Below are 25607 nucleotides of genomic sequence, written 5' to 3' on the forward strand. Positions count from 1 at the left end.
GCTCGGCGAGGGAGAGATGGTCATGATGACGAAGACAACCGACGAGTATCGCGCCTCGGCGTCAGCGCATCTGTGGCGGCACTTCGCACACCCGGACGCGAGCGCCATCAACGTGATGGTGCGCGGCGAGGGGTGTTACCTCATCAACTCGGACGGCGACCGGTTCCTCGATGGCGTATCGAACATGTTCTGCGCCAACCTGGGCTACGACTATGGAGCAGAGTTCGCCGAGGCCGCCTCCGAGCAGCTCACGGCGCTGGGCTACCAAGCCATCTGGGGCAGCGCGAGCCCGGTGGCGATCGAGCTCGCCGAGCGGATCTCGTCGCATGCGCCCGCCGGTCTCTCGCACGTCTTCTTCACACCCAGCGGCGGGGAGTCCGTGGAAGCCGCGTGGAAGTTCGCGCGGCAGTATCACGGGCTGCGCGGCGAGAAGCGATGGAAGGCGTTGTCCCGCCGTCTCGCCTACCACGGGACGACCATGGGTGCGCTCGCGCTCATGGGGCTGGACGACTACCGTGCGACCTTCGAGCCCTTGGTCCCGGGAGGCGTGCGTTTCCGCAACACCTATCGCGGAGATCGGCCCGCGGATGAGAGCGAGGAGGACTTCACCGCCTTCCTCCTCGCGGATCTTGAGGAGCGCATCCTGCAGGAAGACCCCGCGACGATCGCGATGCTCATCGTGGAGCCGCTGCAGAACCACGGCGGATGCCTGGTGCCGCCGGCCGGGTATGCAGCGGGAGTACGGGAGTTGTGCGACAAGTATGGGATTCTGCTCGTCCTCGACGAGGTCATCACCGGGTTCGGCCGCATCGGCGCATGGTTTGCCAGTGAGCGGTTCGGCTTCGAACCCGACATGATCACGATCGCCAAGGGGCTCTCTTCTGCCAACGCCCCGATCGGCGCGGTGCTGATCCACGACCGCATCGATGAGGAGTTCCGCCAGCCCGGTCGCGTCGTCAACCACGGCAACACGTTCGGTGGACATCCCGTCTCGTGTGCGATCGCTTTGCGCAACATCGACATCATGGAACGGATCGACCTGCCGGGCCGCGTCGCTGCCAAGGAGTCGGAGCTGCGCGCGACCCTCGAAGCGCTGATGGACCTCCCAACCGTGGTCGGCGTGAGTGGCGCCGGGTTCTTCCTCGCGATCGAGCTGCGCTCAGCCGCCCTGGACGGTCAGCGGTATTCCGACTCGAAGCTCGCCGAGATCTACAGCCACGCCAACATCGGCGCGCGGCTCGCTGCCCGAGGTGTGCTCTGTCGCGTGATGATCGAGGGAGGGCGTCCGCTGATGTATATCGGACTGCCGCTGGTCGCCGACACCTCGGAGTTCGAGGTACTGGCCGCTGCCCTGCGGGGGGTCTTCACAGATCTCGCGCACACGTACGGGTGGTTTCGCGCGGACGGCCCGCCGGCCATCTGACGCGGCCCGGCGGTTCAGCCGCGGAAAACGGTCGACGACCGGCGCTCGTACCACTGCGCCAGGTGCTCTCCCGCCTTGCGGACATGCTCGCGCATGGCATCTGCCGCAGCTACGGCATCGCCGCGTTCCATCGCGTCGATGATGGCCGCGTGCTCACGGAAGTTCTCTTCACGGTAGCGATCGTCGCCCACGAGCAGCTGAGCGGAAACGTTCCGGGGGAACGTCTCGTTGATCTCATCGATCGTTCGTGCCAGCCGCGCGTTCTGCGCGACTGTGGTGATCGTCGTGTGGAACACATCGTTCTCTTGCCGACTGCTGTGGCCCCGTGCGCTTCCGGCTTCGCTCTCAGCGAGGGAACGATCGTACATTTCTTGGTTTGCGGTCCGAAGGCGATCCATCTCAGCACGGGAGAGTCGGGTCACCGCGCGAGAGGCCGCGAGCGCCTCGAGTTCCGCACGCACTTCGTAGGCTTCGCGGACTTCCCAGGGAGCCGGGACACGCACGACGGCGCCGCGATTGGGGACGACATCGATGAGGCCGCCGGTCTGCAGCTGGCGGAGTGCCTCTCGCACCGGGGTGCGACTCACGCCGAAGTCGCTGGCCAGCTCTGCCTGGCGAAGTTGAGCGCCGATCGGGATGTCGCCGGACATGATCCGTTCCCGAATCTTTGCGGCAATGTCGTCGACGAGCGCATGACCCGTCTTCTCTGACAGGGAGGCATCCCCCATTGTCGACATCCGCATCCTCCGATCGCGCTCCCCTGACGCGCTTGAACGGTAGCAGAACCGCACCCCAATTGGATGCGGGACCGAGCCATCGCGCACCAAGTTCTCTAGATTGGATCCATCCAATCCATGTTAGGATCCAAACATGCTCCACGATTCATCCGCCGACATGCATGTGCGCGTGCGCTCGATGACGCGCGAAGCGGACGACATTGTCTCGGTCGAGCTGGAGGCCCTCGCCGGGGAGTTGCCCGACTGGACTCCCGGATCCCACATCGACCTCGTTCTGCCGGGTGCGCCCGTTCGCCAATATTCGCTGTGCGGTCGACCCGACGGTGGCCGGTACCGGATCGCAGTTCTGCGCGAGCACGACAGCAGGGGAGGATCACGTGCGGTGCACGAGACCCTTCGTGTCGGGGATGAGATCACGATCAGGGGCCCCCGAAACCACTTCGCGCTCGAGCCGGCGGGCGAATACCTGTTCATCGCCGGCGGAATCGGTATCACTCCGCTGTTGCCCATGGTGCGCGACGTCGACGCCGCTGGTATCCCTTGGTCACTTCTCTATCTCGGCGGCGCCCGCTCGCGCATGGCATTTCTCGATGAGCTCACCGCGTACGGCGAGAAGGTGCGCGTTGTCGCGCGCGATGAGAGCGACCGCGTCGATCTTGATGCCGCGCTCGCCGCAGCACCCGAGGCCGCCGTCTACGCCTGCGGGCCCGAGCAGATGCTCACCCATCTGCAAGAGTGCGGCGGCGACCGCGTGCGAGTCGAGTTCTTCTCAGCGCCGGTGATCGAGTACGAACCCGGCGGGACGTTCTCGATCCTGCTGCAGAAGTCCGGCCTCGAACTCGACGTGCCGCCCGAGCGCAGCATCCTCGAGGTCATGCGCGAAGGCGGTGTCGACGTGCTCTCGGACTGCGAAGAGGGCATCTGCGGCAGCTGCGAGACCCGCGTCGTCGACGGCGAGGTCGAACACCGCGACTTCGTGCTCACCGCGCAAGAGAAACAACGAGGCGACTGCCTCATGGTCTGCGTGTCCCGCGCGGCCTGTCCGCTGCTGGTGCTGGACGCGTGAGCGCCCGCACCCCGTCCGAAGGAGAGTCAGGATGCTGAAGCAGGAAGACAACGACAAGATCACCCGCTCGGGTCCCGGAACGCCTCTCGGCAATCTGCTGCGCTCGTACTGGCAGCCCGCCGCCCTCGTCTCCGAGATGCCCGGGGAGCGCCCCGTCAAAGCGATCCGGATCATGAGCGAGGATCTCGTGCTCTTCAAGAAGCGTCAGGGCTGGGGGCTCATCAGCCGGTACTGCGCGCACCGCGGCGTCGACCTCTCGTACGGCCGACTCGAAGAGGACGGCGTGCGCTGCCTCTACCACGGGTGGCTCTACGACGGTGAGGGCCGCTGCGTCGAGCAGCCCGCCGAACCCGACCACAGCCAGTTCCTCGGCAAGATCCGCATCGCGAACTATCCGTGCGTCGAGAAGAACGGCATCATCTTCACCTACATGGGCGCGGGCGACCCGCCACCCTTCCCCGACTACGACTGCTTCGTCGCGCCCGAGGAATACACCTTCGCGTTCAAAGGCCTGTGGGAGTGCAACTGGCTGCAGGGCCTCGAGGGTGGCATCGACCCGAGCCATGTGTCGTTCCTGCACCGCTTCATCCAGGAAGATCCCCGCGAAATGTACGGGCAGCAGTTCGCCGAAGAGGTCGAGGGCACCGGCAAGAAGCTCTCGATGCTCGTCGGTGAGAGCTACCGCCCCGACATCGAGGTCGAAAGCGCTGAGCACGGCCTCCGTGTGTACGCCCTCCGCCAACTCACGGAAGACATCAAGCACGTCCGCGTCACGAACCTCCTCTTCCCGAACGCGTTCGTCGTGCCCTTCGGCAACACCAAGGTCTTCACGCAGTGGCACGTCCCCATCGACGACGAAAACCACTACTGGTTCATGATCTGGTACGACTTCGCCGAGACGACCGACAAGGACACCCTCCTCAAGCAGCGCCTCGACGGGGTGAGCCTGCCCGACTACCGCCCGCTGCGGAACCGCGACAACAACTGGGGCTTCGACCCGCAGGAGCAGAAGGACCTCACCTACACGGGCATGGGACTCGACATCAACGTCCACGACCAGTGGGCCGTCGAAAGCATGGGTCCGATCCAGGACCGCACCGTCGAGCGACTCGGTGTCTCTGACCGCGCGGTCAGCGCCAACCGGCGACTCCTCCTCCGTGCCATCGAGGCGTTCGCCGCCGGTGCCCAAACCCCGTCGCATCCGGTGAGCACAGCAGAAGCCGCTGCCCTCACCGGCCCGCTCGCGATGGACACGATCTCGGCCAACGATGTCTGGCAGACCCGCTGGATCGAACGCGAGAACGAACGCCGCCAGGCATCTCCGTGGGCGGGTCCTCGTCAGCAGGCAGAGGTGACCATCGATGCATGAACGTAACGTCGACGAGCGCCCTGTCTCTGAAAACGGCGGTGGCGCATCGGCCCGCCCCATGCTCGCCGCCGACCGCGACGGCTTCATCTCGCGACATGGACTGTGGACTGACACACACTACGCCGCCGCGGGGCAGAATCGGCGCGTCATCGACGAGATCGGCATCGAGATGGTGCGCTTCTCGTTCGTCGACCAGCACGGCATTCTGCGGAGCAAGACGATCACCCGGGCCGGCGTCGCCGCCGCGATGCGCTCAGGTATCACCGTCCCGAGCTCGCTCGTTCTGAAGGACACCTCGGGACAGTCGGTTTTTGCCGTCTTCTCCGAAGAGACCGGTGTCGGCATCGACGGATTTTCGGGCGCCGGCGACATCGTCCTCGTTCCCGACCCGACGACCTTTCGCGTGCTCCCGTGGACCGAACGCACCGCCTGGGTGCTGTGCGACCTGCGGTTTCCTGACGGATCGCCCGTGCCGTTCTGCACCCGTTCGATCCTGCGCAACGAGCTCACCGCGCTCGCCGCCAAGGGATACGGCATGACGGTCGGTGCTGAACTCGAGTTCCACGTGTTCCGCGCAACCGATACCGACATCACCTCGGCGCACGTCGGCGCCCCCGGCCGGCCGGGCGACGCGCTCCCCACGATGCCGACCACGCGCGGATCCCAGCTTCTCCACGAGGAATCCCTCGACCGGATGCAGCCGCTCGTCGATGCCCTCTACCGCGGCCTGACCCTCCTCGATCTGCCGTTGCGCTCCCTCGAACTCGAGTTCGGGCCGAGCCAGTTCGAACTCACGATGGAAGCGGGGGATGCCGCATCCATCGCCGACGCGATCGTTCTGTGCCGTACCGCCGTGCGCCGGATCGCCGCGGGACTCGGCTACCACGCGACCTTCATGTCGCGCCCACAGGGAGCAGAAGGCGCCTCGACAGGGTGGCACCTGCATCAATCGCTCGTCGACCTCGAAACCGGGGAAGGCGTGTTCCTGCCCGAGACGGCCGACGAACCCCTCTCGCCGCTCGGTGCCTCGTACCTCGCGGGTCTGCTCGCGCACGCGCCCGCCGCCGCGGCCTTCTCGACCCCGACCGTCAACGGCTACAAGCGATACCAGCCGTTCTCGCTCGCACCCGACCGCATTGCGTGGGGTGTCGACAACAAGGGCGCCATGGTGCGTGCGGTCGGCGGTGTCGGTGATCCTGCGACCCGGCTCGAGAACCGCTCCGGCGAACCGGCCGCGAACCCCTACCTCTACATCGCCTCGCAGCTGATCAGCGGCATGGACGGCGTCGACCGCGGGCTGGTTCCGCCGGCCCCGACGACGAACCCGTACCAGGCCGACGCCGAGCGCCTCCCGTCGTCCCTCGGCGACGCCGTGACCGCCCTCGACGGCGACGAGGCCTTCCGGCACGCTCTCGGAGACACCGTGGTGGACTGGTACCTCACGATCAAACGCGCCGAGTACGCCCGCTATCTGCGCCATGTCTCCGACTGGGAGCAGCGCGAATACTTTGACATCTTCTGAGCGGACGAAAGGACCCGACATGACCCTCAGAACGGACGTCACCGCACTTCCCGCTCACGAGCCCTTCTTCCTCGCCGGTTCCTGGGTTGACGCGGGCGACCGCGCAACCCGGCCCGTCATCGATCCCGCGACGGGGGAAACCCTCACGACTGTCGCCGATGCGACCGTCGCCGATGTGGATGCCGCGGTCGCCGCCGCACAGGAGGCCTACACCGACCGCCGCTGGTCGGGCATGGCGCCGCTCGACCGGGCGCGGATCCTCAATCGCGTCGCCGACCTGATCGAGGCGAACCTCGAAGAACTCGCGATCCTCGAAACGCGTGACAACGGAAAGCCCATCGAGCGCTCCCGTGCGGACACCGCGAGTTCGGCGCGCACGTTCCGCCACTTCGCCGGTGCTCCGTCGCGGATCAACGGCACTGTCGTCCCCATCGATGGTGGATCACACCACGTCTATACGAGCTACGAGCCGATCGGCCCGGTCGCGATCATCCTGCCGTGGAACTTCCCGATCATGACGGCGTCCTTCAAGCTCGCCCCCGCGCTCGCGGCAGGATGCCCCGTCATCGCGAAGCCCGCCGAAGACACCCCGCTCACGCTCCTCCGCCTGGCTGCGATCCTGCAGGAAGCGGGCGTTCCCGACGGTGTCGTGAGTGTGCTCACCGGTGACGCGGTCGCAGGATCCGCATTGACCGCGCACCCGGGCATCGCCAAGGTGACCTTCACGGGATCCACCGAAGTGGGGCGCCTCGTCGCGCACGCCGCGGCCGACCACTTCACCCGAGTGACCCTCGAACTGGGCGGCAAGAGCCCGAACATCGTGTTCGAGGATGCCGACCTCGACGCCGCCGTCCTGACCGCGATGCGCGCCTCGTTCGGGCACTCCGGCCAGATGTGCACCGCAGGATCACGCCTGCTCGTGCAGCGGTCGATACTCCCCGAGATGACGGAGCGTCTGAAGGCCGCCGTCGCCAAGGTACCGGTCGGTGACGGACTCGACGGGGGTATCACGGTCGGCCCGCTCGTCTCAGAAGAACAGCGACAGCGCGTGCTCGGCTACATCGAGAAGGGTGTGGCCGAAGGAGCGACCCTCGTCGCCGGCGGTGAGACCCATGGCCCCGGGTTCTACGTCACTCCGACCTTGTTCAGCGACGTCACGAACGAGATGACGATCGCCCGCGAGGAGATCTTCGGCCCCGTCGTCGGGATCATCCCGTTCGACGACGAGGCGGATGCCATCCGCATCGGCAACGACACCTCATACGGCCTTGCCGCGGGTGTCTGGACCAATGACCTGAACCGCGCCCACCGGATGACGCAGGCCCTGCGTGCCGGCACCGTCTGGGTCAACACGTACAACATCTTCGACCCCGCGCTGTCGTTCGGCGGCGTCGGCGAGTCCGGTGTGGGACGCGAACTCGGTGACGAGGGCCTGCACGCCTTTCTCGAACCGAAGAGCGTCGTCATCTCGATCGCTGCGAACTGAACGGAGCACTCATGCCCGAGATCGTCGAGTCCGTCACCGGCCCGCTGACCCCCGAACAGCTCGGGGTCACGCTGCCGCACGAGCACGTGTACATCAACATGACGCGCACGACACCGCAGGACGGTTACCTCAACGTCGCCGACGAGATGGCATCCGAGCTCGCGCTCTACCGCGCCGCGGGCGGATCGACTCTCATCGACATGACCAATGGTGAACTCAGTGACTACGCCGCGCCGGTGGGGTGGAGCGACGATATGCGCCAGATGCAGCAGAACGCGACGACCGGATCACGGTCGATCGCGAACGTGCTCGCTACGAAAGAGATGGCCGAAGCCACCGGCGTGAACGTGATCCTCGGCACCGGCCACTACTACGACACGTACCTCGACAAAGAGTGGTTCGACCGCAACTCGACGAATGCCATCGCAGGGTTTCTCATCGCGGACCTGCTCGAGGAGATCCCCGGCACCGGGGTTCGCGCGGGAATCATCGGCGAGATCGCGTCCGACCTCTCGCACGTCACCGCCGTCGAAGAGCGCTCCTTCCGTGCCGCCGCGCGAGCGAGCCGCGAGACCGGGATCATGATCTCGACCCACGCCGCGACCTTCCCGACCGGGCTTGCCCAGCTCGAGATCATCACCGAAGAGGGCGTGGATCCCTCCCGGGTCGTCATCGGCCACGCCGACACCGTCAAGAGTGTCGAGTACTCCCTCGCGATCCTCCGCAAGGGCGCGTTCGTCGAGTTCGACTGCCTCATGACCTGCCGAATCGGCGGGAACGTCATCCGTCACCAGGTCGACCGTCGCATCGACTACCTCAAGACGATGATCGAGGCCGGGTACGCCGAGAAGATCCTCCTCTCGCAGGACGTCTGCCAGCGCTCACACATGCGCGCACTCGGCGGCCCTGGCTACACGTTCCTCTTCGAGGAGTTCCGTACCCTCGCGATCGAGGCCGGCATCGAGCCGGAGACGCTCGACATGATCCACCGCGACAACCCCCGCCGCGCCGTGTTCGGCGAGTAGACCGAAAGAGCTCCATGCCCATCCACACCGTGCTCGGACCCATCGAGGCGACGGACCTCGGTCCCACCTCGATCCATGAACACCTGCTGAGCGACTTGAGCATGTGGGCGAAGGATCCGCGCGAGGAACCGCCCGCCGGCCCCATCGGCCCCGAGACAGCCGGATACCTCCGCTGGAACGCCCTCTCGATGCCCGACAACCTCGTCCTCGACGATGCGACGATCGCCTCCACAGAACTCGCGCATGTCGCCGATGCGGGGGGCTCCGGCGTCGTCGAACTCACCCTCGACGGAATGGGTCGCCGCCTTGCCGATCTGCCGGCGATCTCGCGGGCATCGGGCGTGCACATCATGGTCGGCGCGGGCTACTACGTCGAAGACGCCATGCCCGACGAGGTCAAGACGGCCGACATCGACGGGATCACACAGATGCTCCTCACGCAGTTGCGTGACGGCATCGGCGACACCGGCATCCGGCCCGCGATCCTCGGTGAGATCGGCACGAGCTGGCCCATTACGGATGCCGAGTGGCGGTCGCTGCGCGCCTCGGCGCGTGCCGGTGCCGAGACCGGTGCCGCGGTCTACACCCATCAGTCCTTCCGCGGCAAAGGTGGGGTGGACGTGCTCGGGGTGCTCCTCGACGAGGGGATGCCCGTCGACCGGATCGTCATCGGTCACCTCGACGAGCTGTGGGATCGGGAGTACCACCGCGAGGTGGCGCAGTCCGGCGCGATGCTCGCCTACGACACGTTCGGGACGGACGCCTATTACGGCAGCGCCGCCTTCCGCAGCCCGAGTGACGGCGAACGACTCGACATGGTCGCGTGGCTTCTCTCGGAAGGCTTCGGCGACCAGCTCGTCATCGGCGCCGATATCTGGATGAAGGCGCACATGCATCGCAACGGCGGGCACGGGTACGACCACCTGTTCCGTCGCATCGGGCCGGCGATCGCCGAGATCGCGGGCGACCCGGCGGTGGCCGAACAGATCCTCGTCCACAACCCGCGTCGACTGCTGGAGCGCCCCTGATGACCGAGCCCGCCCCCGCTGACCCCCGAGTCGTCGGCAACGCCGTTCTCCTCGTCGTTGACATCCAGGGCGGGAGCGGTGCCGCGCCCGACGAAGAGGGCGGCATCCCCACGATGGGCGGGCGCGAGGCCCGTCGTCCGCGCGTGCGTCGCACCGTCGACCTCGCCCGTGAGGCGGGAATCCCCGTCGTGTGGGTGCAGGAGGTGCACAAGGCCTCCCTCGTCGACATCGGTCGCGAGCTCGACGGCGCCGAGGGACCACACTGCATCGAGGGTGACGACGGCACCGAGATCGCCGCCTGGCTCGACCCGCGGCCGGAAGAGTTCGTTGTCCGCAAGCGCCGCTACTCGGCGTTCTTCGGCACCGAGCTCGAGATCGTCCTGAAGGCCTACAAGGCCGAGACGCTCTTCATGGTCGGCGGGCTGACGGACGTCTGCATCCACTACACCGCTGTCGATGCGCACCAGCACGACTATCGCGTTCGGGTGCTGACCGACTGCGTCGGCGGATCATCGGAGCGGGCGCACGAGTATGCGCTGGAAGCGGTCGGCTACCTGCAGCGCGATGCGCTCGTGACCTCTGACGCCGTGGGGGCGTGGCTTGCCGCGAAAGCGGCGGAGGTCGCCTCGTGACCGGATCGCCCCGGTGGCGCATCGCGACCGACGTCGGTGGCACCTTCACCGACCTCGTCCTCGACGATGGGGCGCAGTTGCGCGCGTTCAAGGCGCCGACGACTCCGGATGATCCCGCGCGCGGCGTGCTCGACGCCGTTGCTGTCGCCGCCCGCGCGGTCGGGGTCGCACCGACGGACCTCCTCGCGGGCAGCGAGGTGTTCGTGCACGGCACGACCCGCGCCCTGAATGCGATGCTCACCGGCACCACGGCACCCACGGCTCTGCTGGTCACGGCAGGGCACCCCGACATTCTGCTGTTCCGTGAGGGCGGCAGGCACAGCCCGTTCGATCTGTCGACCGAGTACCCGAAACCGCTCGTGCCACGCCGACTCACGTTCGAGGTCGGGGGGCGCCTGCTGGCCGATGGCAGCGAGATGACACCGCTCGATGAGGATGCCGTCCTCTCCGCGATCGAGGCCATCAAGGCCGCATCGGTCGAGGCGGTCGCCGTCTGCCTGCTGTGGTCGGTCGTCGACGGATCGCACGAGCGGCGCGTCGGCGAACTTCTCGCCGAGCACCTGCCGGGCGTTGCCGTCACGCTCTCGCACGAACTCAACCCCGTCATGCGCGAGTACCGCCGCGCGTCCTCTGCCGTTATCGATGCCTCGCTCAAACCGCTCATGGCCGCGTACATCGACGGACTCGAGGGGCGGCTGCGGGATGCGGGCCTGGGCGGGCAGCTCCTGCTCGTGAGTTCGACCGGATCGAGCCTGCTCGCCGATATGGCGGCGGACGCCCCGATCCACACCCTCAACTCCGGACCCGCCATGGCACCGTCGGCCGCGCGACACGTCGTCGCCGAGAGCGTCGAGACGGTGGGCGAGGTGTTCGACGCGATCGTTTTCGACACCGGCGGCACGACGTGTGACATCAGCCTCGTGCGCGAAAGCCAGGTCGTCTCCACGCGCGAGACCTGGATCGGGCCGATCGGCGCGGGCCACATCACGGGCTTCTCCTCCGTCGACATCCGCAGCATCGCCGCCGGCGGTGGCAGCATCGCCGAGGTCGACGAATGGGGCCTGCTCCACGTCGGACCGGGGAGCGCCGGCGCTGTTCCCGGTCCCGCCTGCTACGGGCGCGGGGGAACTGCGGCGACCGTCACCGACGCGAGCGTCGTTGCGGGCCTCATCGATCCCGACACGTTCCTCGATGGTTCACTCACCCTCGACCGTGGTGCCGCCGAGCGTGCGGTCGGGGCGATCGCGCACCGCATGGGCGTCGACCTCCTCGCCGCCGCTGACGCGATCCTTTCTCTTGCCACAGAGCAGATGGTCAACGCGATCGAACTCATCACGCTCGGGCAGGGCGTCGACCCGCGCAGTGCCGTCCTCGTCGGGGGTGGCGGCGCTGCGGGCCTCAACATCGTCGAGATCGCCCGGCGCCTGGGCACCGCGACAGCCGTCATCCCCGCCTTCGGGTCGGTTCTCGCTGCGGCGGGAGGGATGCTCGCCCCGCTCGCAGAAGAGTCGTCAATGACGTTCCCGACGAGCTCCGACCGGTTCGATGCCGAGGGAGTCGGCGGCGTCATCGCGGAACTGTCCTCGCGCGTCGACCGGTTCGCCGCGGCCATCGGCGTCGACCGCAGCGAGATCACGCTCGACTGGTCGGTCGAGGCGCGCTACCGCCGTCAGGTGTGGGATCTCGTCGTTCCCGTCCCCGACGGCGCCTTCAAAGACGGTGGTGCGCTCGCGCTCCTCGTCGCCGAATTCCACCGCTCCCATGCCCTGGCCTACGGCACCGACGACCCGACGGGTACGGTCGAGTTCCTCACGTGGCGCGTTCGCGCATCCCACGGCAGTGAAGCGGAGCGCGGATTCGAAGCCGCCGCGCCCGCCCGCGCGGCAACACACCGTGATGTCTCGTTCAGTGGCGTGCTCCACACGGGTGCGCGCGTCGTTCCCGTCCGTGAGCTCGCCGACACCCCCGTCGACGGCCCCGCGATCATCGAGGCGACCGCGACCTCGGTCGCCCTGCCGCCGGGCGCGCGCGCCGCGCTCTCCCCGCAGGGGCACATCCTCATCGAGCCGTACGCGGCGGCCATCAAAGCGAAGGGATGACGCGGATGCCTGAACCCACCACACCGAGCATCGAGCTTGCGCTCTGGGCCAACCGGTTCGAGAACGTCGTCCGGGCGATGGCCAACACGCTGTTCCGCACGTCCCGCTCGGGCATCATCAACACCGCCCACGACTTCTCGTGCTGCGTCATCACGGCCGGCCACGAGATGCTCGCGGCGGCAAACAGCCTGCCGATCCACGTCCTGAGCGGCCCCGACATCATCTCGCGGTACCTGTCGCAGCAGCATCCGCACCCGAAGCAGGGTGATGCGTTCCTGCACAACTCGCCCTATCACGGCAATTCACACGCCGCCGATCACGTCATCGTGATCCCCGTCGTCGATGACGAGGGCATCCACCGGTTCACGGTGCTCGCGAAGGCGCACCAAGCCGACTGCGGCAACTCCCTGCCGAGCACCTTCCACGTCGAAGCCCGCGACGTCTACGAAGAGGGGGCCCTCATCTTCCCGATGGTGCAGGTGCAGCGCGACGGCGAAGACATCGACGACATCCTCCGGATGTGCGAGCTGCGCATCCGGGTGCCCGAGCAGTGGCGGGGGGACTACCGCGCCCTCGTCGGTTCGGCACGGATCGGCGAGCGCCGGATGCGTGACCTCGCGGGGCTTGCCGGCGGCTGGGATCGCCTGCAACAGCTCGCCGCGCAGTGGCTCGATTACAGCGAACAGCGCGCCGCCGCGGCCGTCCGCGGGCTCGTGTCGGGAACGGGCCGCGCCGTCACCCACCACGACCCGTACCCGGGCATCCCCGATGAGATGCCGATCGTCGCCGAAGTGACCGTCGACAGTGAGGGCGGCATGATCGATGTCGACCTCACCGAGAACCACGACTGCCTCGATTCGGGCCTGAACCTCACGCAGGCAACGACGACCTCGTCAGCTCTCATCGGCATCTGGAACACCCTCAACGGTGCGGCACCGCTCAATGGTGGCAGCTTCCGCCGGATGCGGGTGCACCTGCGCGAGGGCGCCGCGATCGGCATTCCGGTGCATCCGTACAGCTGTTCGCTCGCGACGACGAACCTCGCCACCCGCGCCGCGAACGTCGTCGGCCGGGCCTTCGCCGAGATCTCCGAAACGATGGGTATGGCCGACGCCGGACTCATCATGCCGCCCTCCTCCGGGGTCATCTCGGGCCGTGATCCGCGGCGGGACGGCGCGCCCTTCGTCAACATGCTCATGCTCGCGGGAACCGGCGGTGCCGGCAGCCCGCACGGCGACGGCTGGCTCACGATGGGTGACGCGGGGACGGCGGGGATGCTCCGCCGCGACTCCGTCGAAATCGACGAGTGGATGTTCCCCATCGTCATCCACCGTCAGGAACTCCTGACCGACTCCGAGGGTGCGGGGTACCGCCGCGGCACCCCCGGAACGCTCGTCGAGTTCGGACCCCTGGACTGCGAGATCGAAGTGCAGTACTCCAACGACGGTGCCGTCTACCCGCCCGAGGGCGCGCGCGGTGGCGGTCCGGGAGGCGCGGCGCGCCAGTGGCTCGTCCGCGCGAACGGCGCGACCGAGCCGATGGCGTCGGTCGGGTCGATCGACCTCGGGCACGGCGACATCGTCGTCTCGGCGCGCACGGGTGGCGGTGGTTTCGGTGATCCTCGCCTACGCGAGCCGGCCCGCGTATGGGAGGACGTGCGTGAGGGCTGGATCAGCGCGAAACGGGCGCGCGAAGTGTACGGCGTTGCGATCGGCGCCGCCGGTGTCGATGAACAAGAAACGGCCGCCCTGCGGGGTTCTGGCCGCGCGAACGAAGAAGTGGTGCACGCATGATCCCCAGTGAAGCCGAGTACGTCATCGTCGGGGGAGGGACCGGCGGCAACGTCGTCGCCGCGCGACTGGCAGAGGCGGGAAAGGACGTCCTGGTCCTCGAGGCGGGCCCGGATTTCGGCCCGCAGGGCGACCCCGCCTGGCCCTCCGACATCGTTGACGCGACGCGCCTGGGCACCTCATACGACTGGGGCTACGATTCCGGATCGACCTACCCCTGGACGGTCGGATTCGAACGCGCCCGCGCCATCGGCGGATCGAGCGACTTCAACGGTTGCACGCAGACCTGGGGGCACCGCCGCGACTACGACTCGTGGGCAGAGAGCGGCTTGACCGGCTGGGGAACCGAAGACCTGCTCCCGCTCTTCCAGGCAGGAACCGAGCGGATGCGCGTGAAGCTTTATACGGCAGACGAACTCACCCCGTGGCAGCACGCGTGGTATGATGCGGCCCCGGCCGTGGGGATGCCGCGTATCGCCGATCTCAACGACATGGACGAGGCCGCGGGTTTCGCTCCCGAAGCGGTCAACATCCAAGACGGTGTGCGCGTCAACACGGCATTCGCCTACCTGGACGCGGCCCGTCACCTGCCGAACCTCACGATCGTCGGTGACGCCCTCGTCGACCGTGTCATCATCGAAAACGGCCGCGCAACCGGGGTCGTCGTTCACCACAGAGGTGAGGTCGTCACGGTCCGCGGCGGCACGATCGTGCTCGCCGGCGGGGCATACAACTCGCCGACGGTGCTGCTGCGCTCGGGCATCGGATCGTTCGCGCACCTCGCTCCGCTCGAGATTCCTCTCGTCCACCATCTTCCCGGTGTCGGTGAGAACCTCCACGACCAGCCGTTCCTCCTCATGAGCTGGGCCGGGTCAGAGAACATGACCGCCGACATGACCGCGGCACGCGCGGCCGGGTGGGCGCCCGACGAGCAGGCCATGGGCAAGCGCGCATCGAGCTTCGATACCGAAGCGTTCGATCTGCACTTCCTTCCCTACAGCCCGACCCATGCGGCCGAGCGCAAGCGTTGGAGTGTGGGAACATCCGCCCTGCAGCCGCGTTCACGCGGATTCGTGCGGCTGAAGAGCACCGACCCCGAGGCCAAGCCCTGGATCGACCATCGGTTCCTCGCCGACCCCGAGGGCATCGATGTTCGGGTCCTCGCCGAGGGCGCTGAGATCCTCCGTGAACTCGCGGCGACACCCGAGCTTGCCTCCCTTGTCGGTGCAGAAATCCATCCCGGCCCCGACACGCTCGTACCCGAGGCGCTGCGCGCGCACCTGTACCGCAATCCCGACAACTACTGGCACCCCGTCGGCACGTGCAGGCTCGGCACCGCCGACGACCCGATGGCGGTCGTGGATGCCCGGGCGCAGGTGCACGGCATCGAAGGTCTCCGCATCGCGGACGCGTCGATCATGCCCCAGATCCCCCGTGCGACAACGGCGATGCCGTCCGTCGTGATGGGCGAGAAGGTGGCCCAGATGCTCTGTGAGGAGAGCGCATGACGAACGAACTGACGACCCTCAGCGCCGCCGCGCTGTCGGAGCTCATCCGTACCCGCCGGGTGTCGGCCGTCGAGGTCGTGCGCGCGCACCTCGATGCGATCGACCGGTTCAACCCGGTGATCAACGCGATCGTGTCGATGCGCCCCGAAGAGGCGCTCCACGATGCCCGCGAGCGTGACCGCCAGCTCGCGGCGGGGGAGTGGTTGGGCCCACTGCACGGCCTCCCGTTCGCGGTGAAAGACCTCATGGACGTCGCCGGCATCCGCACCACCCACGGGTCGCGGATCTACGCCGACCATATCGCCGAAGCCGACAGTGTCATCTCTGGCCGCATCCGAGATGCCGGCGCCGTGTTCGTCGGCAAGACGAATGTGCCCGAGTTCGGTGTGGGATCACATACCTTCAACGATGTGTTCGGAGCGACCGGCAACCCGTACGACCTCACCCGCTCGGCGGGCGGTTCGAGCGGGGGTGCGGCAGCGGCGGTAACGGCGGGGCTTCTCCCCGTCGCGGACGGGTCGGATCTCGGTGGCAGCATCCGAAATCCCGCCTCGTTCACGAACCTCGTCGGTCTTCGCCCGACCGCCGGCCGCGTCGCCTCAGCGCGCCCCGGCAATGCGTGGGATCCGGGGTCCGTCCTCGGCCCGCTCGCGCGCGACGTCAAGGATGCCGCACTCCTCCTGTCGGTCATCTCAGCCCCCGAGAGGCGCGCGCCCCTCTCGATCGACGAAGACCCGTCCCTGTTCCGTTCTCTCCAACCCCGGTCATTCCATGGCGCGCGGATCGCGTTGAGCGAGGACCTCGGTGGGCTGCCGCTCGACCCTGAAGTGCGGCAGGCGACGCTTGCGGCCGCCCGCCTCGCCGAGAGCCTGGGTGCGGAGGTCGTCCCGGTGGAGCTCGACATGAGCGAAGCCGACCTCGTCTTCGAGACGTTCCGTTCGCTCGAGTTCCTGGATGGGCATGGTGACGACGCTGCTCGGTATCCCGAGCTTGTCAAGCAGACCCTCAAAGACGACATCTCGTGGACGGGGAGCTTCACCCCCGCTCTCATCGCCAAGGCCGGCGGAGCGCGCACGCGCCTGTTCCGCCAGTTCCAGGCGCTCCTCGGGGACTACGATCTGGTGCTCGCGCCCTGCGTGCAGGTGCTGCCTTTCCCGATCGAGTGGGAGTACCCGACCGAGATCGACGGCATCGCCATGGACAAGTACTACGCATGGCAACGCTCATGCAGTCGCATCACGGCAACGGCGATGCCTGCCCTGTCGATGCCCATGACCTTCTCGCGTGCGGGCCTGCCCATCGGCGTGCAGTTTGTCGGCCCGTACCGCGGTGACAGGCTCCTGCTCGAGTACGGCCTCAGCTGGGAGGCCGCTGTCGCCGACGTCATGGCGCGACGCCCCGATCTGGGGGAGGTCGCATCATGACATTGACGGCCCAGGACCGAGCCATCCTCGACACGCGGATCAGAGGGCTGGTCACTGCCGAGCTCATGGAACGCGCGCGGGCGAATCCCAACCCGCCGTATCCGGCAGACATCGTCGAGGTTCTCGACTTCGTCCGCCGCAATCCCGATCCCGATCTTCCCCGCTACGCGATCGTCGAGCTCAGCGACGGATTCGCGATCGCTGAGCGGCCGCGTACCGCCGGCAAACCGCCACGAGTCGTTTCCCGCGACAGACATCCAGATCGCGATGCCGCCGAACACGCGGTGCTGGTGCACCGCCTGCGCGACTATGGCCTGTCCTGGTAGCGGCGTCACGTGGCGAGAACAGAGAAAGGCCTGAAATGACCGAGCACGGTGACCCCGTCGCGATCCCAGCCCGCATCATGGGATACACCGACGAGATCGCGTATCGCCCGGGCGATGTCGTGACGTTCTTCGTAAGCACTGTCGCCGATCGCTGGGAAGCCGAGCTCGTCCGCATGTCGGCCCACGCAATACCGTCTGCCGGTGTCGAGCGCCGATGCGAACGCGTGCCAGGGGTCGAGCCGGTAGCGGACGTCGGAATCGAGCAGTACACGGCGATCGGGTCGTATGTACGTATCGATCGGCTGCCGTCCATCGGCCCCGCTGGGCTCACGGTCGCGTGCGCCGTCATGGCGACGCGCCCGGGCGACGAGACCCTCGGGCCGCAGTCGATCATCGGGCATGCCCAGGACGCCGCAGGGTGGTCGGTCGGTCTGTCGGCGACCGGGCGCGCGACGATTGCGGTGAGTACGCGTTCTGGCCCTGTGAGCCTGTCGGTCGGTGAGCCGCTGGAGGCGGGGCGCTGGTACGACATCGTCGCGCGCATTCCGGGAGTTCCAGGTGAGCGACTGGAGATCTCTCTGGCCGACGCGGGCACGTTCGCCTCCAACAGATTCGTTCGGGCCGCCCGCGCCGAGCAGACAGCGTCCGTCGTCCTCGGTGCTCCCGTCATGCCGGCGCGCGGTCCGCTGCTCTGGGGGTGCCGCGAGCTGCGCGACGATCGGATCCCGCTGCAGTGCTTCGACGGCAAGATTGAGAATCCTGTGATCGTCGCCGATGCCGCGGCCACCGGTTCCCGCGCTGAGCTGCGCACGAACGGCGCTGTTGTCGCGGCGTGGGATATCGCAGCGGGCATCGACCGTTCCGGGGTGACGCACACGACTCGGGTCCACGACGTCTCGGGCAACGAACTCCACGGCGCGACAGTGAACCATCCGCACCGTCTCGTCACCTCGTCGAGGTGGCAGGGTGATGTCTTCGATGCGCGTTTCGCTCCGGACGAATATGCGGCAATCCACTTCCACCGCGACGACATCACCGACTGCCGCTGGGTGCCGCAGCAATCCATCACACTTCCCGAAGACCTGCGCAGCGGGGTCTACAGTCTGCGGTTGACCGCCAGCGACGGCTCGGAAGACCTCGTGCCCGTGTTCGTGCGTCCTCGGCTCGACCAGGCGACGGCGCGGATGCTTCTCGTGTTGCCGACCAACTCCTACCTCGCCTACGCCAACGACCACGTCGGCGTCGACAGCCCCCGCACGCAGGTGTGGAGTCAGATGGTCCCGACGCTCGATGACTTCGAACTGTTCCGAAACGCGCGACGGGAACTCGGGCTCTCGCTGTACGAAGTGCACGGTGATGGATCGCCGGTGTTCTATTCGAGCTGGCGTCGACCGATCCTCACCCTGCGAGAGCGGGTATACGACCACAACGCTCCCGTGTGGCAGTTCACCGGCGACATGCAGATCATCGACTGGCTCGAACGCACCGGTCGGCCCTACGACATCGCGATCGACCGGGACGTGCACGAACAGGGAGCGGCACTTCTGTCACGGTACGCGGCGGTGATGACGGGATCTCACCCCGAGTATGTGAGCGGGTCGATGCTCGACGCGTACGAAGAGTTCGCCGCGACCGGTGGGCGCCTCATGTACATGGGCGGGAACGGAATGTACTGGGTGACCGGATACGACCCCGAGGACTCGCAGGTGGTGGAGATCCGCCGATGGGGCGGCACTCAGGCGTGGAGCGCCGACCCCGGCGACTACCACCTCTCGTTCACCGGCGAACAAGGCGGGATCTGGCGCTTCCGCGGGCGCCCGCCGCAGAAGTCCTTCGGTGTCGGGTTCGTCGCGGCAGGCAACCCCGGGGCCTCCGCCGGCTACCGGCGCATCAGCGAGGATCCCCGCGTCGAGTGGGTCTTCGACGGGGTTGTCGGCCCCGGTGGCGACTTCGGCGACTACGGAGTGTCCCAAGGGGCGGCCGGTATCGAGGTGGACTCCGTGAACCCTCTCTTCGGTACGTCGCCGGATGTGATCGTGCTGGCAACATCCGTCGGTCACAGCGAAGACATGCTCGAAGCTCGGGAGAACTTCAACATGACCAGTCGGGTGCTCGGTGGTGCGCGCAACCCCAAGGTGCGTTCGGATGTCGTCATCGTGCCGCGTGAGGGCGGCGGGGCGGTCTTCTCCACCGGATCGATCGCCTTCGCCGGCGCCTTGTACGACATGGACGGTCACACCGAGATTTCGACCTTGCTCGGCAACATCGTCGACCGCTTCAGTTCCCCCGACCCCGTACTGACGCAGACCCCATAGCGGGCCACTCGTCTGCCCACCCAGACAACCGAAAGGACGCGCATGACCGAGACCCCGGCCATCTGGCCCGCCCCGAACCCGACCTTGTATGGCACGACGCACTCTGTATCGAGCGGGCACTATCTGGCCTCGGCCGCGGCGTTCTCGATTCTCGAAGCCGGCGGCAACGCGGTAGACGCAGGCTGTTGTGCCGGCATGGCGCTGGCCGTGCTGCATGCCGACGAGGTGAACTTCGCGGGAGTCGCGCCGATCATGATCCGCACGGCAGACGGTGAGACCGTCAGCATCGACGGTCTCGGAGTCTGGCCGCGGCGGATTCCGGCTGATCTGTTCATGACCGACCACGGTGGCACCATCCCCACCGGCATCCTGCGCACCGTGACACCAGCGGCGCCGGATGCCTGGATCACGGCGCTGCGTGATTACGGGACGATGACCTTCGCGCAGGTGGCCGGTGCCGCCATGCGACTCGCACGGGACGGCTTCGCCGTGTTCCCCCTGCTCGCTGACGGCATCGCCAAGCGTCAGTCGGGGTATCGGCGATGGGACGCCAACGAAGCGATCTACCTTCCCGGTGGGCGTCCGCCCGAGGTGGGGGAGCGGTTCGTGCAGACCGACCTCGCGCGCACCATCGAGCTGATGATCGAGGCAGAGGCGGCATGCCCCGGCGATCGCCGAGAAGGGCTTGAAGCTGCGCGACGATCGTTCTACGAAGGCGAGACGGCGCGGCGGATCGTCGAGTACCACGAGCAGAACGGCGGGTATCTCGGGGCCGACGACCTGTCGGAATTCCGCTCACGCTACGAGCCGGTCGTCGCTGCGCGGTGGCGGGACTTCACGATCTACACCTGCGGCGCGTGGTGCCAAGGGCCGCTGCTTGCCCAGGCCCTTCTGATCGTCGAGCAGTGCGGTATCGATGGGATGGAGCACAACAGCCCCGAATACGTGCACCTTGTGATCGAGGCACTGAAGGCGGTGTTCGCCGATCGGGAGCATCACTACGGAGATCCCGCATTCGTCGATGTTCCGCTCGATCGGCTGCTCGGTGCCGACCACATCGCGGCGCGCGCGGCCGCGATAGACCCGGCCCACGCGTTCGATGGACTTCCCCCCGCGCTGTTCGGGGACTCGCAGATCCTTCCTGACGCGATCAGTGCAGAGGAGGTGCGACACATCGGCGAGGGCGGCACCAGCTACGTGTGTGTCGTCGACCGGTGGGGCAACGCGTTCTCAGCGACGCCCTCGGACGGCGCGTCGACGGCGCCGGTGATTCCCGGAACAGGTGTCGTTCCCTCGCTTCGTGGGCTGCAGTCACGACCCGATCCGGCACACCCCTCCGGAGTTGCTCCGGGCAAGCGTCCCCGGCTCACTCCCAACCCCGCGATCGCTGTCCGCGATGACGGGAGCGTCATGCCGTTCGGGTGCCCCGGCGGGGACATGCAGGTGCAAGCCATGCTGCAGGTGTTCCTCAACATGTTCCATTTCGGGATGGACATTCAGGAGGCGGTGAACGCGCCCCGGTTCTCCACCTGGAGCTTTCCGAACTCCTTTGCGCCATTTGACTACCTGGCCGCGCACGTTTTTCTCGAAGACCGATTCGACGAGAGCCTCTACGTTGAGCTGGAAAAGCGCGGTCACAACGTCCGCCGCTGGCCCGCATACACGCGGGATGCCGCCGCGGTGGAAGCAATCTTCCGGAATACCGCCACCGGATTCCTGGAATCGGCGGCGGATCCGCGCCAGCCCGCGCAGGCGGTGGTGGCGTGAGCGCCGCATTCCCCGCGACGATCTACGTCGCTCCCGTGGTCACGATGGATGCGGACCGACCGATGGCGGATGCGTTCGCGGTGCTGTGCGATCGCATCGTCGGGGTCGGTTCTGTCGATGAGGTCCGGGCTCTCGTGGGCGCCGATGCGTCGGTCGTGGAGCTATCGGGGGTTGTGCTCCCCGGCCTCATCGATGCCCACCTGCATATGGAGCGGGGCGGGCTGAAGGCACTGAGTTATCTTCCCGAGGATGCGACGCTCGCCGCGTTCATCGAAACGATGAGGCGCACCTTCCATGACGCCGACTGGGCCGGTGCCGAACCCCCCACGCTCGATGAGCGGGTGAAGGCGCTCGATGTCGTGCAGCCGTGGCTCCACGCGCTCGGTATCACCGGCGTGGTTGACCCCGCGTCGACGATCGACGAAATGCGCGGATATCAGGAGGCACATCGCCGGGGTCGGTTGACGATGCGCACCCTCGCGATGCCATACCTGCCGATCGGAACTCTGGAAATTCCTGACGTTGACGCGGCGATCACACACCTGGACGGGACCGGGGTCTCAACGGGGTTCGGTGACGACATGCTGAGGGTCGGACCGATCAAGGTCTATGCCGACGGCGAGGCGCTCAAAGGGCAGGCCTATCTTGACGAGCCGTGGGATTCCACCGGCTACCGCGGCCTGCAGCGCATCGAGGACGCCGAGTTTGCGCGCCTGGTTGACTGGTGCGCGAACAACGGGTGGGGGGTGGGAACCCACGCGGTCGGGTCGGCGGCGATCGCGGCGGTGACTGCGGCTTACCGTGCAGCCGGCCCCGCAGTTGTCGACCGACGCTTCCAGCTCATCCACGCCTATCTCGAACCGAGCCTGGAAACGATCCGGGCCGCTGCGGAGGCAAGAGTCATCGCCTCGCTCCAACCCTCGATCATCTGGCACAACGGGCGCGGGCTGCGTGCCAAGCTCGGGGATCGGGCAGAGCACGCCAACCCTGTCCGTAGTTGGCTGGATGCGGGAGCGACCGTTGCTTTCGGTTCCGACGGGCCGTTCTTTCCGTTCGATCCGCGACACCTCATCTGGCAGGCCGTCACGCGCCGGGTCGAGGGCGAGGATCAGCCGCTCTCGATGGATGAGGCGATCACGGTCGACGACGCGCTCGCGGCGTACACGACGGGCGCGGCATACGCCGCGATGGCTGACGACCACCGGGGAATGATCCGGGAGGGGTACATCGCCGATTGGGCGCTGTGGGAGGCCGACCCGCGATCGATCGCGATCGACGACCTGCGCAGGCTGCGGGTATTGCGTACCGATGTGGGCGGCCGCACGGTGTACAGGCGTGCGGCATGAGCGCCCTGCACACGTGGAGCGCTCGGGCCCTCGCCGCCGGGATCGCGAGCCGCGAGATCTCCGCGGTCGAGGTCATGACGGCCCACCTCGCACGCATCGAGGAGTGGGAAGAGCATGTCCACGCCTTCGTCACGCTCGTGCCCGAACGCGTCGCCCTCGCGTTGGCGGCAGACGCCGATCGCGCCGTTGCACGAGGGGATGCTGTGGGCGTCCTGCATGGGCTGCCGACCGGCGTGAAGGATCTGATGGATGTCGCTGGGCTTCCCACTTCGCAAGGGTCGGCTGCGTACGCGGCTGAACCGCCCGCCGCTCGGGACTCGGTTCTTGCCGAGCATCTTCGTCGGTCCGGTGCTCTGATCATCGGGAAGACGAATACGCCCGAGATCGGACTCGGCACGCTCACCTTCAATCCGGTCCGCGGAGTCTGCCGGAATCCTTGGGATCTCAGTCGGCATGCCGGCGGGTCCAGTGGCGGAGCGGCCGCAGCGGTCGCTTCCGGGATGCTCCCGATCGCTGACGGCTCCGACAGTGGTGGGAGTATTCGTTATCCGGCCTCGTTCTGTAATGTCGTCGGTCTGCGGCCAACGCCTGGACTCGTGCCCAGCGGCCGGCCTGGCAATGGTTGGGACCCGCACGGTGTCGCAGGCCCGATGGCTCGGACCTCCGCAGACGCTGCCCTGCTGCTTGCCGGCATCAGCAGTCACGATCCGCGTTGGCCGCTCTCTTGGGAGGGTAACCCTGAGACGCTTGCCGGCCTCGATGACCTCCACCCGAGCGAGATCACACTGGGGTGGAGCCCCGATGTGTGGGGGCTTCCGATCGATGCCGAGGTGCGGGCGACGATGGCGAGGGCGCGCCGTACGCTCGAGAGTGCCGGGGTGACCATCGTCGACGTCGAACCCGACTTGACCGAGGCGGACGACGCCTGGCAGGTCATCGAGATGTTCGGCTTCGCTGCCGACGGTCGGGCGCGTCTGAGCTCGGGTCGCACGGGGTTTCGAGAGGACTACCTCCGCAACGTTGCTGAAGGTCTGCAGCTGCGCGCGGCCGACCTGATGGATGCGTACGCGCAGCGCACCGAGCTTTTCCGCCGTACTGCGGCCGTCCTGCAGGACGTCGATGCGATCGTCTACCCCGGCGCGCCCGTTGTCGCTCCGCCCGCCGATCTCGAGTGGGTTGACGAGGTCGACGGTGTTGAGTTCGATCGCTACTTCCTCTGGCAGCGTGTGGCGTGTCGTCTCACGGTCACGGGTCACCCCGTGCTGGCGACGCCCGCCGGCTTCACTGCCGGCGGTCTGCCGGTCGGGATGCAGGTCGTCGGGCGGTCGATGGGCGATCGTCGGCTGCTCTCGCTCGGCGCGGCGATCGAGAGCGTGCTGGGTGAGGTGTCTCGCGCACCTGAGCTGCGCTCCTGACGCTGCGCGCGGCGTGGGCCGGACGGCGTTCCCGGCGTCCTGTTACGGGGTGGAAACATTCTCGATATCAAACCGGGATCCACAGATGCAAATATTGGATCCACGCACCGCACCAATCCCACGCATCACCTTCCTTCAAGGAGTGCATCACATGACACGCAACATCCGAATCCGCCGCATCGCGGCCATCGGGACGGCATTGACTGCTGTCTCCGTGCTGGCTGCGGGCTGCGCCACGAGCACAGACTCCGACTCGAGCGCTGATGTCGAACTCAGCGGCGAGATCATCTGGGCAGACTACGGCGGGCCCACCAACGAGTCTCGCCAGATCGCCTACTTCGACGGTTTCTACGAGGAGACCGGGGTCGACGTCATCTCTGCTTCCATCGAGGATGCGATCTACCAGAGCATGCTCGAAGGCGAGCCCGGCGACTACGACATCTGGCAGTCGAGCGTCGCAGAGGTGCTCCTGAGCACCGACAATCTGCTGACTATTCCCGAGGAGTCCCAGGGAGACCTCTTGCCCGAGGACGTCCAGGACTACTACATCGGCGGCTTCGTGTTCGGCGAGGCGCAGGGCTGGCTCACAGAGACCTACCCGGACGGTGGCCCGCAGGACTGGGCGGACTTCTTCGACACCGAGGCGTTCCCTGGCAAGCGGGCGTGGCCCGGCGCGCCCGGAAGCTTCGACGCCTCGTACGAGATCGCGCTCCTTGCCGACGGCGTTGCCCCCGAGGACCTCTATCCGCTCGATCTCGAGCGCGCTGAGGCCAAGCTCGACACGATCCGCGACGACCTCGTCTTCTACCAGTCCTACCCCGAGGTGCAGCAGCTGCTCACCAGCGGCAGCGCGGCGATCGCCGTCACCGTCACGGGTCAGTTCCAAGCGTTGATCAACGCCGGCGAAGACGTCACGATCCAGTGGAACGAGGCATTTGCGATTCCGTCCGGTTTCGTGGCGCAGTCTGACGTCGAGAACGAAGCGGAAGTGCTCGCGCTGGCCGCGTGGATCAACGACCCTGAGAACCAGGCCGTCTTCACCGAGCGGACAGGGTACGGTCCGGTCAACTCCGAGGTCTTCGACTACCTGCCCGAGGATGTCGCGGCAAACCTCGTGAACTCGCCCGAGCACGCCGACCAGGTCCTGTACTGGGACAACGTCTACCGCGGCGAGAACTACGACACGCTCGTCGAGTCCTACACCGCCTGGCTCGCGGGCTAAACCATTCGGGCTGGTGGCGACTGTGCACGCCACCAGCCCGAACAACCCCGGATCGTGCAATCGCTCGAATCCCCGACCCGAAGTACCACCACAAGGAGTGACAATCC

Annotated in this window: 19 protein-coding genes; 18 read left to right on the forward strand and 1 reads right to left on the reverse strand. The window is 67.2% G+C overall.

Annotated features, from left to right (window positions below; translation table 11 throughout):
* The first annotated feature begins 25 nt into the window (after nucleotides 1–25).
* Complete coding sequence (locus ABD206_RS00565) at nucleotides 26–1423, forward strand: aminotransferase class III-fold pyridoxal phosphate-dependent enzyme (protein WP_344067800.1); 1398 nt, start codon at nucleotides 26–28, stop codon at nucleotides 1421–1423.
* A gap of 14 nt (nucleotides 1424–1437) precedes the next feature.
* Here ABD206_RS00565 and ABD206_RS00570 read toward each other — a convergent pair whose 3' ends face one another.
* The gene (locus ABD206_RS00570) at nucleotides 1438–2160 is read right to left on the reverse strand and encodes a GntR family transcriptional regulator (protein ID WP_344067801.1); all 723 of its coding nucleotides are present in this window, start codon (nucleotides 2158–2160) and stop codon (nucleotides 1438–1440) included.
* Between the two features lie 133 nt (nucleotides 2161–2293).
* Here ABD206_RS00570 and ABD206_RS00575 point away from each other — a divergent pair, with 133 nt between their 5' ends.
* The 17 genes from ABD206_RS00575 (at nucleotide 2294) to ABD206_RS00655 (ending at nucleotide 25500) form a co-directional block, all read left to right on the forward strand.
* Entirely contained in the window at nucleotides 2294–3226 is a 933-nt protein-coding gene (locus tag ABD206_RS00575) for a PDR/VanB family oxidoreductase (protein WP_344067803.1), read from the forward strand.
* Between the two features lie 31 nt (nucleotides 3227–3257).
* Nucleotides 3258–4595: a Rieske 2Fe-2S domain-containing protein gene (locus tag ABD206_RS00580; protein WP_344067805.1), complete on the forward strand. Its 1338-nt coding sequence runs from the start codon at nucleotides 3258–3260 to the stop codon at nucleotides 4593–4595.
* Complete coding sequence (locus tag ABD206_RS00585; RefSeq protein WP_344067807.1) at nucleotides 4588–6117, forward strand: glutamine synthetase family protein; 1530 nt, start codon at nucleotides 4588–4590, stop codon at nucleotides 6115–6117. Before ABD206_RS00580 ends, ABD206_RS00585 begins: the two co-directional genes overlap by 8 nt.
* 19 nt (nucleotides 6118–6136) lie before the next feature.
* Entirely contained in the window at nucleotides 6137–7603 is a 1467-nt protein-coding gene (locus ABD206_RS00590; RefSeq protein WP_344067809.1) for an aldehyde dehydrogenase family protein, read from the forward strand.
* Between the two features lie 11 nt (nucleotides 7604–7614).
* The gene (locus ABD206_RS00595) at nucleotides 7615–8628 is read left to right on the forward strand and encodes a phosphotriesterase family protein (protein ID WP_344067810.1); all 1014 of its coding nucleotides are present in this window, start codon (nucleotides 7615–7617) and stop codon (nucleotides 8626–8628) included.
* A gap of 14 nt (nucleotides 8629–8642) precedes the next feature.
* Complete coding sequence (locus ABD206_RS00600) at nucleotides 8643–9656, forward strand: phosphotriesterase family protein (RefSeq protein WP_344067812.1); 1014 nt, start codon at nucleotides 8643–8645, stop codon at nucleotides 9654–9656.
* The gene (locus tag ABD206_RS00605; protein WP_344067814.1) at nucleotides 9656–10288 is read left to right on the forward strand and encodes a cysteine hydrolase family protein; all 633 of its coding nucleotides are present in this window, start codon (nucleotides 9656–9658) and stop codon (nucleotides 10286–10288) included. Before ABD206_RS00600 ends, ABD206_RS00605 begins: the two co-directional genes overlap by 1 nt.
* Nucleotides 10285–12387: a hydantoinase/oxoprolinase family protein gene (locus ABD206_RS00610; protein WP_344067816.1), complete on the forward strand. Its 2103-nt coding sequence runs from the start codon at nucleotides 10285–10287 to the stop codon at nucleotides 12385–12387. Before ABD206_RS00605 ends, ABD206_RS00610 begins: the two co-directional genes overlap by 4 nt.
* Nucleotides 12388–12392: 5 nt before the next feature.
* On the forward strand, nucleotides 12393–14180 hold the full coding sequence (locus ABD206_RS00615) for a hydantoinase B/oxoprolinase family protein (RefSeq protein ID WP_344067818.1): 1788 nt from the start codon (nucleotides 12393–12395) through the stop codon (nucleotides 14178–14180).
* Nucleotides 14177–15685, forward strand: coding sequence for a GMC family oxidoreductase (locus ABD206_RS00620; protein WP_344067820.1), 1509 nt, complete (start codon nucleotides 14177–14179; stop codon nucleotides 15683–15685). Before ABD206_RS00615 ends, ABD206_RS00620 begins: the two co-directional genes overlap by 4 nt.
* Nucleotides 15682–17109 carry an amidase family protein gene (locus ABD206_RS00625; protein ID WP_344067822.1) on the forward strand — a complete coding sequence of 476 codons (1428 nt, stop codon included), beginning with the start codon at nucleotides 15682–15684 and terminating at the stop codon, nucleotides 17107–17109. The genes ABD206_RS00620 and ABD206_RS00625 overlap by 4 nt, the downstream gene beginning before the upstream one ends.
* A complete protein-coding gene (locus ABD206_RS00630; protein ID WP_344067825.1) occupies nucleotides 17106–17435 on the forward strand; it encodes a N,N-dimethylformamidase alpha subunit family protein in 330 nt (109 codons plus the stop codon). Before ABD206_RS00625 ends, ABD206_RS00630 begins: the two co-directional genes overlap by 4 nt.
* Nucleotides 17436–17470: 35 nt before the next feature.
* Nucleotides 17471–19750 (forward strand): N,N-dimethylformamidase beta subunit family domain-containing protein, encoded by a 2280-nt coding sequence (locus tag ABD206_RS00635; protein WP_344067827.1) that lies wholly within the window; start codon nucleotides 17471–17473, stop codon nucleotides 19748–19750.
* 42 nt (nucleotides 19751–19792) lie between these two features.
* On the forward strand, nucleotides 19793–21517 hold the full coding sequence (locus tag ABD206_RS00640; protein WP_344067829.1) for a gamma-glutamyltransferase family protein: 1725 nt from the start codon (nucleotides 19793–19795) through the stop codon (nucleotides 21515–21517).
* Complete coding sequence (locus tag ABD206_RS00645; protein ID WP_344067831.1) at nucleotides 21514–22863, forward strand: amidohydrolase; 1350 nt, start codon at nucleotides 21514–21516, stop codon at nucleotides 22861–22863. The genes ABD206_RS00640 and ABD206_RS00645 overlap by 4 nt, the downstream gene beginning before the upstream one ends.
* Nucleotides 22860–24278 (forward strand): amidase, encoded by a 1419-nt coding sequence (locus tag ABD206_RS00650; protein ID WP_344067833.1) that lies wholly within the window; start codon nucleotides 22860–22862, stop codon nucleotides 24276–24278. Before ABD206_RS00645 ends, ABD206_RS00650 begins: the two co-directional genes overlap by 4 nt.
* A 151-nt stretch (nucleotides 24279–24429) precedes the next feature.
* The gene (locus ABD206_RS00655) at nucleotides 24430–25500 is read left to right on the forward strand and encodes an extracellular solute-binding protein (protein WP_344067835.1); all 1071 of its coding nucleotides are present in this window, start codon (nucleotides 24430–24432) and stop codon (nucleotides 25498–25500) included.
* Nucleotides 25501–25607: the final 107 nt, after the last annotated feature.

The organism is Microbacterium sediminicola (genome assembly GCF_039531125.1).
GTDB classification, from domain to species: Bacteria; Actinomycetota; Actinomycetes; order Actinomycetales; family Microbacteriaceae; genus Microbacterium; species Microbacterium sediminicola.

Coding starts and splice junctions, on each gene's coding strand:
- ABD206_RS00565 (WP_344067800.1), top strand. CDS start 26: ATGACGAAGACAACCGACGAGTATCGCGCCTCGGCGTCAGCGCATCTG.
- ABD206_RS00570 (WP_344067801.1), bottom strand. CDS start 2,160: ATGTCGACAATGGGGGATGCCTCCCTGTCAGAGAAGACGGGTCATGCG.
- ABD206_RS00575 (WP_344067803.1), top strand. CDS start 2,294: ATGCTCCACGATTCATCCGCCGACATGCATGTGCGCGTGCGCTCGATG.
- ABD206_RS00580 (WP_344067805.1), top strand. CDS start 3,258: ATGCTGAAGCAGGAAGACAACGACAAGATCACCCGCTCGGGTCCCGGA.
- ABD206_RS00585 (WP_344067807.1), top strand. CDS start 4,588: ATGCATGAACGTAACGTCGACGAGCGCCCTGTCTCTGAAAACGGCGGT.
- ABD206_RS00590 (WP_344067809.1), top strand. CDS start 6,137: ATGACCCTCAGAACGGACGTCACCGCACTTCCCGCTCACGAGCCCTTC.
- ABD206_RS00595 (WP_344067810.1), top strand. CDS start 7,615: ATGCCCGAGATCGTCGAGTCCGTCACCGGCCCGCTGACCCCCGAACAG.
- ABD206_RS00600 (WP_344067812.1), top strand. CDS start 8,643: ATGCCCATCCACACCGTGCTCGGACCCATCGAGGCGACGGACCTCGGT.
- ABD206_RS00605 (WP_344067814.1), top strand. CDS start 9,656: ATGACCGAGCCCGCCCCCGCTGACCCCCGAGTCGTCGGCAACGCCGTT.
- ABD206_RS00615 (WP_344067818.1), top strand. CDS start 12,393: ATGCCTGAACCCACCACACCGAGCATCGAGCTTGCGCTCTGGGCCAAC.
- ABD206_RS00620 (WP_344067820.1), top strand. CDS start 14,177: ATGATCCCCAGTGAAGCCGAGTACGTCATCGTCGGGGGAGGGACCGGC.
- ABD206_RS00625 (WP_344067822.1), top strand. CDS start 15,682: ATGACGAACGAACTGACGACCCTCAGCGCCGCCGCGCTGTCGGAGCTC.
- ABD206_RS00630 (WP_344067825.1), top strand. CDS start 17,106: ATGACATTGACGGCCCAGGACCGAGCCATCCTCGACACGCGGATCAGA.
- ABD206_RS00635 (WP_344067827.1), top strand. CDS start 17,471: ATGACCGAGCACGGTGACCCCGTCGCGATCCCAGCCCGCATCATGGGA.
- ABD206_RS00640 (WP_344067829.1), top strand. CDS start 19,793: ATGACCGAGACCCCGGCCATCTGGCCCGCCCCGAACCCGACCTTGTAT.
- ABD206_RS00650 (WP_344067833.1), top strand. CDS start 22,860: ATGAGCGCCCTGCACACGTGGAGCGCTCGGGCCCTCGCCGCCGGGATC.
- ABD206_RS00655 (WP_344067835.1), top strand. CDS start 24,430: ATGACACGCAACATCCGAATCCGCCGCATCGCGGCCATCGGGACGGCA.